This window comes from Moorena sp. SIO3I6 (genome assembly GCF_010672095.1).
In genome coordinates this window covers 1-11,744 of the sequence record NZ_JAAHHU010000166.1, presented here as the reverse complement: position 1 = coordinate 11,744, position 11,744 = coordinate 1, and the positions used below count along the sequence as shown (strand labels likewise).

Below are 11,744 nucleotides of genomic sequence, written 5' to 3'. Positions count from 1 at the left end.
ATGAAAATCCGTTTTAGAGGTGCCACTGACAAGGATTCCTATGATGAGGAGCCGTATGATACGAAAGTATCACGTACGGTTTTGAAGACGAGTCGGTGAGGCGACTCACCGGCTTAGTTTAATGATTAATTTCCTACGTTGATTTGGTCATGACACCCAGGGATGAACTCCAGTCCCTGGCTCTGTCGCTAACCATTAAGGTGAAGGCAAATGTGTGGTTAGCCTAATAAGCCTTTTCAACATTACCGTTCGCGTAGCGGGACGAAGTCCGGAACACATTACCGATATTGAGGCATTTAACGATGCAAAATTACGTATTCGTCATTGACACAAACAAGCAAGCATTAAACCCGATTTCCCCAAAGAAAGCCCGCCGGTTATTAGACAAAGGTAAAGCTGCGGTTTTTAGGATGTACCCATTTACAATCATCTTGAAAACAGGGATCAACGATCCAACTATCTCACCTTGTCAAATCAAGATTGACCCTGGCAGCAAGTTCACTGGATTTGCTTTAGTCCAAAACAACCAAGTTATTTGGGGGATGGAATTGGAACACAGGGGAGGACTGATCAAGAAAAAACTAGAGGCGAGAAGCGCTGTTAGACGTGGGAGACGTAATCGTCATACTCGTTACAGAAAACCTAGATTCCTTAACCGTAAACGTCCAGAGGGTTGGCTTTCCCCCAGTTTAGAGCACAGAGTTCTAACTATTGAAACCTGGGTTAAACGGCTGATTAAGTTTTGCCCGGTTAGCGAGATTTGGGTCGAAAGAGTGAAGTTTGACACCCAAAAAATGCAGAATCCTGAAATTAGTGGTATTGAATACCAGCAAGGGGAACTAGCTGGCTACGAAGTAAGAGAGTATTTACTTGAAAAGTGGGGCAGAGAATGCGCCTATTGTGGCAAGCAAAATATCCCTTTACAGATTGAGCACATTCACCCAAAATCATTTGGTGGGAGCGACCGAGTCAGCAATCTTTGTCTGGCTTGCGAGAAATGTAATCAACGGAAAGGGAACAGACCTATAGAGGAATTCCTCAAGAATAAACCCAGTCTACTACAGAAAATAAAAAACAAGGCGCTTTCGCCATTAAGGGATGCTGCCGCAGTAAATACGACTCGGAACAAGGTAGTAAAGGTGCTCAAGAAAATTTTGCCTGTGGTCACTGGAACTGGTGCTATGACCAAGTACAACCGAACAAGATTGGGTTTATCTAAAAAGCACTGGGTTGATGCGGCCTGCGTCGGTAATATTGAAACTTTAGTGGTAATAACCTCTCAACCACTGTTAGTTGTCTGCAAAGGACAAGGAGGAAGACAGAAAGCAGCACTTAACAAATACGGCTATCCAACTAGGCATAACCCATTGAAGCCGATTAAAGGTTGGGCTACTGGCGACATAGCCAAACACCAGAAAATAGGAATAGGCAAAGTAACTCCGAGAAGCAAAGGAAGTTTCGGATTTACTCCACTAGGAACAAAAGGCTACAAGAGTTGCAAGCCTCAAGACATATCAGTCATACACAGGAAGGATGGATATACTTACAGTTTTTGCTAGTATCTGCCGGGTTTTACCAAGGAATAATCGTCCTAAACATTCCTGATATCATCATGTCAGGATAATTACCCTTAATCAAAACCTACCCCTGTGAGATCTCCCCATCTCCCCACACTCCCCACACCTCCCACACTCCCCTCTCTTTCCCGATTCCCGATTCCCGATTCCCGATTCCCGATTCCCTAAAATCCCGAAATTGTAGACCTCATAGCTATGATAATTGCTATATTTATCCCTCGATACTCAAGGCTTAGTTTGCAGTGTTTCGCAATGTCTCTGAAGGTAACTCCCCAAACATAGCTTTGTAATCTTTAGTAAAATGACAAGGACTGTAGAACCCAAATTCACTAGCAACGATGGCTATGGTACAACTTTCTGGTTCGCTTGCCTTCAAGCATTCTCGCACTGCATTAAGTCGTCGTACCTTGAGATAGCGCATGGGACTCAAGCCAAATAAGTCCTGAAAACCATAAGATAACGCAGAACTGCTAGACCCTAAATTTTGAGCTAGCTGTTTTAAGGTCAGAGGTTTGTCTAAGTTGGCTAACATTTCTTTTTCAGCTTGGGCAATCAACTTTGCTCTTCGGGAAGGTTTGAGAAAACACTTGGAATTTAACTTAGTGGGAATATTACTAATCAACAAAGGAAGGAAATCATCAGCAACGAGTTTTTCAATGTGAGGTTTTTGTAACCAAGTAGGTTTGTGTAATGCTAACCAAACAAGTTCTTTCAGGTAATCTTTAATTTCGTTCATCCCCGTTGGTAGCAAATTCACATGATTTTTACTCCGGAAATTCTCGTCTAGATCGTGGCGTTGTAGTTGGTCTGCATAAGTATCAAACGTTTTAACAGGCATTATAATGTGTGTCAAGGTTGCACCTTGAGGAAAGATTTCGTCTGCTTCCTTGTTATTGAAACCAAAAATAGTCCTTTGAGGCTCCACAGGGTGACGGAAAGAGTAATATTCCTTTTCATTCTCAGACCAAAGTATCGCAAAAGATATGTATTCCTTTCCCCCCTCACCCGAAAATTGAATCCCTTGGTTCGCCTGATTACAGACGAAATATAAGTTACCAACCTGAATCGACAAAAACTCAGCTTGAAGAGGACCGGGACTGAGTTGTATTATTTCCTTATTTTGATACTCAAAAAACTCTTTGAAACTATCCACATCTGTAAAGGATTTGGATAAAATATTCTGATTGCCTGTCCCAGGATCATCCTCAGCTTGGGTAGTTTTACTATTGTTGGTATCAATTAACAAAATCATTTAAGCACCACTCTATCAAAAAAATAATCCAACCAACTATAAGCAAAACTAATACAATTTGAAACTTAGTTATTTAAATCTTATAGCTTAGAAAGTTGGAATTTTTGATTATTCACAGAGATACCTTACCACTAAAGTGAACTTGAGGTCTTTGACTTACCCCATAGCACAACAGAGTGGGCATGACCCACCCTGATGCGATTATGGCCATTGACATCGAATGCTGCTCCTGCGAAACCAGATGTGATCTATCACGCTGCCTCCAGGCCGGAGAGGATGTCAACAAAGAGTTAACTAATGAAAACCTCAAATGTTAACAGCACTAAGTGTATGAAGAAAACTGTTCTGAAACTTAAAAGATTACTCAATCTCCTAGTTGTGGCGATCTTTTCCCTAGGAGTATTGGTACCGCCAGCCTTGGCTCAGGAAATTTTGCCCCAACCAGACCCAGAATTTAAGGGTCAAATTGGTGTCACTTACGAAACTTCCGGGGAGCCAGATAAGTCAATTATGGAATCCCCTGAAGCCCCAAAAAATGCACCTAACATTGTCCTTGTCCTCTTGGATGATGTGGGATTTAGTTCCTCAGAAACCTTTGGTGGCTCGATTAAAACACCAACTTTGGAGAAGCTAGCAGACGAAGGGATAACTTATAATCGATTCCACACAACTGCCCTCTGCTCGCCAACTCGTGCGGCTCTACTAACAGGACGCAATCACCACTCGGTGGGCAGTGGAGTGGTTCAGGAACTGGCAACAGGTTATCCTGGTTATAAAGGCTTGATTCCCAAAAGCACAGCCACCATTGCCGAAGTTCTCCAAGAAAATGGCTACAGCACAGCTTGGTTCGGTAAAAATCACAATGTTCCTGATAACCAAACCAGTATGGTTGGTCCCTTTGACCGCTGGCCTAATGGTTTGGGATTTGATTACTTCTACGGATTTATTGGTGGAGAAACAGACCAATGGTTTCCAGCACTGTATGAAAATCAGAACCCAATCAATGCACCAGCCAAAACCAGTGATGGAGAAGACTACAACCTCACCCATGACCTTGCCGATAAAGCAATTGCTTGGATGAACAATCAGCATTCAATTGCACCCGATCGCCCTTTCTTCCTTTACTTTGCTCCCGGTGCTACCCATTCACCTCACCAACCACCAGATGATTATCGCGATAATTACGAAGGTGATTTTGATGACGGTTGGGACGTAGAGCGTTTGAAAATTTTCAATCGTCAGAAGGGCATTAACGGTGAAACTGCGAAAACTCCCGGTATAATTCCTGCTGATGCTGTACTTACCCCTCGCCCAGAAGGAATACCTGCTTGGGATGATGATGAGGAATTCGACGACAGCGAACGTGTGGCATTAGCCAAGGAGATGGAAATCTATGCGGCTTTTCTAGAATACACTGATGTAGAGGTCGGTCGTGTCCTTGATGCTATTCCTGAAGAGGAAGTAGAAAACACCATGATCGTCTATATCGTGGGTGACAACGGTGGTTCAGCAGGCGGTGGTGTGTATGGAACTTGCAACACCATGAAAAATCTTAACGGACTCGGCCCTGAGATTACTCTTGAAGAAATCAAGGAGTGTGCAGAGGAGTGGGGTATGCGTGGAAAGGGAAACTCGCCAGGATACTCCGTTGGCTGGGCTTGGGCTACGGATGCACCTTTCCAATGGACAAAAGAGGTAGCTTCCCATTTTGGCGGTACTCGCAATCCCATGATTATTAAATGGCCAAAGGTTATTCCCCCGACTCCAGACAAAAGGGAGATCCGAGACCAGTTTCACCATGTTATTGATATCGCACCGACAATTCTGGAAGTAACTAGGATTCAGGAACCAGAGATCGTTAACAGCATCCAGCAGCAGCCGATAGAAGGGGTGAGTTTAGCCTATACCTTTGGTTTTGGTAAGATACTTGATGATGATTATGATGGAGAAGGTGCTGAAGGTACTCATAAAACTCAGTATTTTGAGATGTTTGGGAATCGAGGCATCTACAAGGATGAAGGAGAACACGAATGGATGGCATCAACTGTGCATGCAAAACCAGTTGGCGATGAACCTCTTAAACCTTTCGATGAAGATGAGTGGGAACTGTACGATTTAAAGACTGATTTCTCTCAAGGCAAAGACTTATCCAAATCGGAGGAAGAAGAAAAAGATGATTATCTTGATAAATTAGAGGAACTCAAAGACTTATTCCTCGTTGAGGGAGGTAAGTATAATGTTTTTCCTCTGGACGATCGCTTTGTTGAACGAGGTGATGTTAGTTTACGTCCCAGTTTTACTGCAGGACGCTATCATTTCGATTTCTATGAAGGCGCGGTTCGACTGCCAGAAGGGACAGCACCAGATGTGAAAAACAAATCTCATCAAGTTACTGCTGAGGTAATGATTCCTGAGGAAGGCGCTGAAGGTGTACTCCTGGCCCTCGGTGGAGAGACGGGAGGCTATAGCTTCTACATCCTGAACAACAAACTTTACTATACTCTAAACTACCTTGGCGATCACTATGATATTGTGTCTCAAAACAATGTTCTCACTGGTGATAATGTCAAGCTGACATTCTGTTTCCTGTACTCAGGAACTTATGGAGACGGTGAGGGTAATGGAGGTGAGGTTACTCTCTTAATGGATGATAATGAGGGTAATGTATTTACTACTATTGACACCATCGAAAAAACCGTACCTGCACGATATTCTCTGGAAACTCAAGATGTAGGGATGGATTTACTCTCACCAGTAACTCATAACTATAAGGATCGGTTACCTTTTGAGTTCACAGGTACAATTAAGAAGGTGACCATAGACCTTGAACCTCCTCCTGAAGAATCTACTTCAGCATGGCAATGCCCATATTCACCACTAACTCTCCGTTGAAGTAGCTAATTGCATTGTAAGCTTAGACGCATTCATGTTTGCTGCTGATTTCTTTACCTATAAGGCTGTCAAGAACAAAAAAGTGCAATGTGTGTGCGTCTAAGCTTATTCCATTCACCCACAGTTCAGCTACAAAATTATTAAATGCAATGAATACGGAAACTTTGGTATCTACAGAAAATTACTACTCCAAACCGGGCGTTGCTGATTCTGGGTATGGTTGCGCCCCCCTAGCCCCCCAATTCTGGGGGGAACAAAACTTTCTTGCGTCCCCCAAAGTTGGGGGACCAACGGGGGCTTTAATAAAACCAGATGATCGCGGATTCATTCCTTAATTCAGCAACGCCCCAAACCGAGGCAGGAGGGTCAGAATATTTATGATCTTTGGGAAGAAGGGAAAGCCTACCAGGATTCCATCACTCCTAGTATCTACATTCCCCAATACCGCAAGTTTATTACCACCAGAATTAAATCTTTGGTTGACTATGACTACAGTAAACCGATTTTAAGTGTGGGTAGTGGGAATGCTTTTGTGGAAAGGGATTTATACCAGCAGGGTAAGCCCAAGAAAAAATGGCTCATAATGTGCATTGGTTAGATATCGGTTGATCGTGGTTTGAAAGCCCTATAATCTCCTAGAACTGTACTCGCAATAGAGTTAATTTGTTGAGAATGAGCTAGCTTTTTTCTCAATAAGCCACAGCTTATTGATTCTTGCGCTTACCCTGCCACCAAGTATAAGGAAAAGTTATAGTTGTTGGAAAATTAGTTAATTCTATCTTATAGCTGAGAAAGTTGGAATTTTTGATTATCCACAGAGATAGCTTACCCCTAAGCTAGGAAATGTCGGCAAAGTCAATTTCCGAATAGCAAAAAAATAGACCTCTTGCAAAAGTCTATTTTGGCTAGGTAAGACCAATACTTTCGGTCCCATTTTTGGATCCATTTTTGCATTTATGCAAGAGGTCTAATGTAGAAGTAATTGACTCCCTCCACTCATCCCAAAATCATCTCGATCGCGTTTTGGGATGGAAGCTTGAGATCGAGATTTTGTTATTCCTTTTTACAAGGTTTTAACCATGTTTTTCAAGGATTTTTTAAACCGAATGTTGAGAGCGATCGCGATATTTGCGATCGCCATCTCTCTCCTATTGGGAAGTATTACTCCCCCTGTCTTGGCACAAACTGCTGATGGCTCGACCCTGCCATTCCCGCCAGTGCCATCAGCCAGCGTTGCCGGACCGACTTTGGACGAGCCCACCACCATGATCCGGCGCGAGGAACCGAACTATATACCCAACGAAAATCCCCCCAACATCCTGATTATCCTGCTGGATGATGTGGGCTTCGGGCAGCCTGACACCTTTGGTGGCGAGATCCACATGCCGACCCTAAGCCGTCTGTGGGATGAAGGGATTGCCTATAACACCTTTCACACTACTGCCATCTGCTCGCCCACCCGCGCCGCTCTCTTAACGGGGCGCAATCACCACCGAGCCCAATCAGGTACGATCGCAGAATTTGCGGTGGACTGGGATGGTTACCTGGGGGTTATTCCCAAGACCACTGCCACGGTCGCCGAAGTTTTGAGGGAATACGGCTACAAAACCTCTGCCTTTGGCAAATGGCACAATACCCCAGCTAATGAGACCACAGCTATGGGTCCATTCGATCGCTGGCCGACCGGGCATGGTTTCGACTATTTCTACGGCTTCCTTGCGGGGGAAACCTCTCAGTATGAGCCGCGCCTCTATGAGAACCTCAACCCCATAGAGCCGCCCCACGACGAGACTTACCACCTCAGTGAAGACATGGCGGATAAAGCGATCGCCTGGATGCGCCACCACCGTTCCTATTCTCCCGACAAACCCTTCTTGATGTACTGGGCACCAGGGGCAGTCCACGGTCCTCACCACATCTTCAAGGAATGGGCAGATAAGTATAAGGGTAAATTCGATGACGGCTGGGACGAGTACCAAAAGCGGGTCTTTAACAACCAGAAAGCCCTGGGCTGGATTCCAGAAGATGCGCAGCTAGCTACTCGGCCTGATGACATGGCAGCATGGGATCAGATTCCCGATGAGGAACGTGACTTCCAACGGCGGTTGATGGAAGTCTATGCAGGGTTTCTCGAACATGTGGATACCCAGGCTGGTAAGGTGATCTCGGAACTCGACGATCTGGGCATTCGCGACAATACCATCGTCTTTTATATTGTTGGTGACAACGGAGCCAGTGCCGAAGGTCAGGAGGGCACTATCAGCGAATTTCTTGCCCAGAATCTAATTCCCAGTACGATCGAGGAGCAACTTGATGCTCTCGACGAACTAGGCGGACTTGATGCCCTGGGAACCCCAAAAACCGAAAACATGTACCACGCCGCTTGGGCCTGGGCAGGGGATGCCCCCTTCCGTTATACCAAGCTAGTTGCTTCCCACTTCGGTGGTACCCGCAACCCGATGGTAATCTCCTGGCCCGATGGCATCACCCCCGACAAAACCCCCCGGTCTCAGTTTCACCATGTCAACGATATCGCTCCAACTATCTACGAGATCCTGGGCATTACCCCCCCTGAAGAGGTTTACGGCTTCAAGCAAAAACCCCTCGATGGGATTAGCATGAAGTACACCTTCGACGATGCCAACGCAGAGGATCGAAAGAATGTTCAGTATTTCGAGAACAGCGGCAGCCGAGGCATCTATATCGATGGCTGGTATGCCTGCACCTTCGGTCCTCAGATCCCCTGGAATATAGCTGAATCAGCAGAGGGCTTCCTTGACTGGGATCCCAATGAGGATGTTTGGGAACTGTATCACATTACCGAGGACTTCACTCAAATGCACGATCTGGCCGCTCAGGAGCCAGAGCTTTTGGAGGTAATGAAACAACTGTTCTTGGAAGAAGCAGAAGAGAATTTGGCATTCCCCATTGGGGGCGGCCTGTACATCAACACTCATCCCGAAGAGCGGATCGGGAGTCCCTACAGTAGCTGGGTCTTTGATGAAAGCACAACTCGTATGCCTGAATTCACTGCACCGGGTCTAGGTCGTGAAAGCAACCTGGTTACGATTGATGTCGATCTGGGTGAAAATCCTTTGGCTTCCGGCGTTATCTATGCCTTGGGAGGTTCCGGTGGCGGTGTGAGCTTGTTTATGGACAACGGAATTCTCAAGTACGAGTACAATATGCTGCTCTTAGATCGTTATAAGGCTGCATCAGATGCACCGCTCTCTGCCGATCATCACACCATTGAAGTAGAAACAACCATCGAGAGTTTCGATGACCCAGGTGAAGTGGTTATACGAGTGGATGGTGATGAAGTGGACCGAACCACTATCGAAACAATCGTCATGGGAGCCTTCAGTGCCAGTGAAACCTTCGATGTCGGCACGGATCTGGGGGCTCCGGTTTCCCTAGACTATGCCGATCGCGCTCCCTTTGAGTTCGACGGGAAGATCGACAAGGTTGAAGTCAACTTATACTCGGCATTGGAGCCCTACCAAGCTTCCGAAGATATGAGTAACGAAGACTTCTGGAACCGAATCATTCAGGAGGTTACCGATAAGTGACAGTTGAGTTAGATGGCTAGCCATTAAATTAGGATGTCGGGAGGTATTTCTATATGCCTCTCGGCATCACACCCATCCCAAAATCATCTCGATCGGGTTTTGGGATGGAAGTCCGAGTACCAAACTTTTAGTAGGGTGGGCATTGCCCACCCTTATTCATCTCATCGCCCGAACCAAAACGAAACTGTTCAACCGCTCTGCGATCGCCCCGACCCCCCTCTTAGATTACTCTTCTTCAATATCCATGTTTTTCTCTTTGCTTCAGAAGAATTTAACTCGTGATCTTGTTGGCATTTTGCTGGCGGTCTCCCTCCTCTTCCTCTTCCCAACCGTCTTGACTTCGTCACCTTTGGCTTTTGCCGATTCTCCCTGTCCTGAAGGTATGGTGTCGATCCCTGGGGGAACCTTTACGATCGGGTCCGACACCTACTATCCCTCAGAGCGTTCTGCTGTTGATGTGACCGTGGATAGTTTTTGCATCGATCGCCACGAAGTTACCAACGCCGACTATCAAGCATTTGTCCGAGCTACAGGCTACATCACCGTTGCCGAACGTCCCCTGGCCAAAGACCAATTCCCTGGCTTAACCGAAGCGCAACGACAGCCCGGTTCCCTGGTGTTTCAGCCCCCTGCACGGGGTATCCAACAAGTAGCTTATTTAAGCTGGTGGGATTGGGTTGTTGGTGCTAATTGGCAACATCCCTACGGACCCGACAGCACCATTAAAGGTTTTGACAACTACCCTGTTGTTCACATTGCCTATGAAGATGCGGTTGCCTATGCCGATTGGGTAGGTAAAACGCTCCCCACCGAAGCCCAATGGGAATATGCAGCACGGGGTGGTCTTGACACTGATACCTCGATCCCTGGTGAACAATATGCCCCTCACAAAGCCAACACCTGGCAAGGCTTCTTCCCCTTTTTCAACACCAAAGCCGATGGCTATCTCGGTCCTGCCCCGGTCGAATCCTTCTCTGCCAATGGTTACGGTCTTTACGATATGCTGGGCAACGTTTGGGAATTAACCGCAGATTGGTATCGTGTGGGTCATAGGGGGAAAGATCGCAGCCTCAATCCATTGGGACCGGATCAAGCGAGTAGTTTCGATCCGGAAAAGCCTGATCAAGGGGCACTCCATGTAATTAAAGGCGGATCTTTCCTCTGCGCCCGAAATTATTGTAGCCGTTATCGTCCTGAAGCACGAGAGTCCCAAGCTCCTGATACAGGAACCAATCATGTGGGTTTTCGTTTAGTGGCGATGCCTTGGCACGATGAAGGTTAGGGCTGAAATCGTTATCCTTCTGTCTATCCCAAAGTTACGGCTGACTGCTGAACGCGCACGCGTGCGCATAGCGCATATGCTTACCTTAATTAATTTCGAAATATTCATGGCTGGTGCGTTACGGCGCTCCTGACGTAAACTCTCAACTGTTGGGAGTTGATTACGCCGCGCCTAACGCACCCTACGGGATGATTGATTAAAAACTAGTCACTAAATGCAGCCTACCACTTATCAGCCTGGTCTAAAACATAAGCAGCTACATCTTCAATTTGGGCGGGTTTTAAACGACCACGAAAGGCAGGCATAGCTCCTTTGCCGTTTGTTACTTGTTTGATGATAGCTTTAGTAGGAGACGCGTCATAGTCCTTCAGATATTTCTTCAGGGCCTCCTTCTTCAGCGTTTTCTCGTGCTTGACTACATTTTTGCCGCCCATATGACAAGCATTGCAGTTAGCGTTAAATACGATTTTCCCGTTAGCTGGATTACCAGCAGCTAAAGCGGAATCAGGGAAGCTGAAGGTTATTAAAGCGAAAACTAGCAGAATCGCAATTAGTATTTTTTTCAAAGTGTTTCTCCTCTCAGTATGGCGTTGAGCCAGATATTATCGTAAGCTAAGAGGGGTGACTCGGTCAAACCCCAGGGTGTCAAAGTTATAACAATAATTAACAATTAAATTAACAATTAATAAGATGGGCAATCCCCACTCAGGGGAAACCAAAGAATCAATAAGGCAGCCTTAATATCAATATTATTGATATACCTATGCAATAGTGCTGATAATAAAGGCTGAATAGGGTCATAATATTTGCCCAACTTGAAGGTGATAACCTCTAAAATTTATTAGTAATAAATAGCATTAATGGTACCCTAATTTAGGCAAGTGCGATTGCAAGTATTTAGCGGTCAGCCGTCAGTGGTCAGTGGTCAGCCTTGAGCTGATAGCTGATAGCTGATAGCTGATCGCTTACGTGCGATCGCGTAGCGTGACCTACGGTCAATCGCATCAGTCTCTGAGCCTTGTGGAAATTTAAAATAAAACAGAGAAAGTCTTAGCATCTAACGACCAACCAACATCCATGAGTCAAACCGAACAAATCCTATCCCAGTTACCTGGTGATGTTCTCGGACGCCTGCGCAGTGCTGACAAAGTCTGGAAAGCCTTACGAGATGG

General features: G+C 45.8%; 8 protein-coding genes. 4 read left to right on the top strand and 4 right to left on the bottom strand.

Going from position 1 to position 11,744, the window contains the following annotated elements; genetic code table 11:
• The first annotated feature begins 302 nt into the window (after positions 1 to 302).
• The gene (gene iscB / locus F6K49_RS29240) at positions 303 to 1,559 is read left to right on the top strand and encodes an RNA-guided endonuclease IscB (protein ID WP_293102259.1); all 1,257 of its coding nucleotides are present in this window, start codon (positions 303 to 305) and stop codon (positions 1,557 to 1,559) included.
• A 250-nt stretch (positions 1,560 to 1,809) separates the two neighbouring features.
• Here iscB and F6K49_RS29235 read toward each other — a convergent pair whose 3' ends face one another.
• Complete coding sequence (locus F6K49_RS29235; RefSeq protein ID WP_293027035.1) at positions 1,810 to 2,829, bottom strand: AraC family transcriptional regulator; 1,020 nt, start codon at positions 2,827 to 2,829, stop codon at positions 1,810 to 1,812.
• A gap of 297 nt (positions 2,830 to 3,126) precedes the next feature.
• On the opposite strand from F6K49_RS29235, the gene F6K49_RS29230 reads away from it, so the two are divergent.
• Positions 3,127 to 5,721, top strand: coding sequence for an arylsulfatase (locus tag F6K49_RS29230; protein ID WP_293102257.1), 2,595 nt, complete (start codon positions 3,127 to 3,129; stop codon positions 5,719 to 5,721).
• A 1,063-nt stretch (positions 5,722 to 6,784) separates the two neighbouring features.
• Here the strand turns inward: F6K49_RS29230 and F6K49_RS29225 are convergent.
• Positions 6,785 to 6,982 carry a hypothetical protein gene (locus F6K49_RS29225; RefSeq protein WP_293068964.1) on the bottom strand — a complete coding sequence of 66 codons (198 nt, stop codon included), beginning with the start codon at positions 6,980 to 6,982 and terminating at the stop codon, positions 6,785 to 6,787.
• Here F6K49_RS29225 and F6K49_RS29220 point away from each other — a divergent pair.
• Positions 6,969 to 9,290, top strand: coding sequence for an arylsulfatase (locus F6K49_RS29220; RefSeq protein WP_293081226.1), 2,322 nt, complete (start codon positions 6,969 to 6,971; stop codon positions 9,288 to 9,290). The genes F6K49_RS29225 and F6K49_RS29220 overlap by 14 nt on opposite strands.
• A 142-nt stretch (positions 9,291 to 9,432) precedes the next feature.
• Positions 9,433 to 10,572, top strand: a complete 1,140-nt coding sequence (locus tag F6K49_RS29215) for a formylglycine-generating enzyme family protein (RefSeq protein WP_293102253.1) — start codon at positions 9,433 to 9,435, stop codon at positions 10,570 to 10,572.
• A gap of 221 nt (positions 10,573 to 10,793) precedes the next feature.
• Here F6K49_RS29215 and petJ read toward each other — a convergent pair whose 3' ends face one another.
• Positions 10,794 to 11,138 (bottom strand): cytochrome c6 PetJ, encoded by a 345-nt coding sequence (gene petJ / locus F6K49_RS29210; RefSeq protein WP_293068951.1) that lies wholly within the window; start codon positions 11,136 to 11,138, stop codon positions 10,794 to 10,796.
• A 359-nt stretch (positions 11,139 to 11,497) separates the two neighbouring features.
• Positions 11,498 to 11,629, bottom strand: a complete 132-nt coding sequence (locus tag F6K49_RS29205) for a hypothetical protein (RefSeq protein WP_293102250.1) — start codon at positions 11,627 to 11,629, stop codon at positions 11,498 to 11,500.
• Positions 11,630 to 11,744 lie beyond the last annotated feature (115 nt).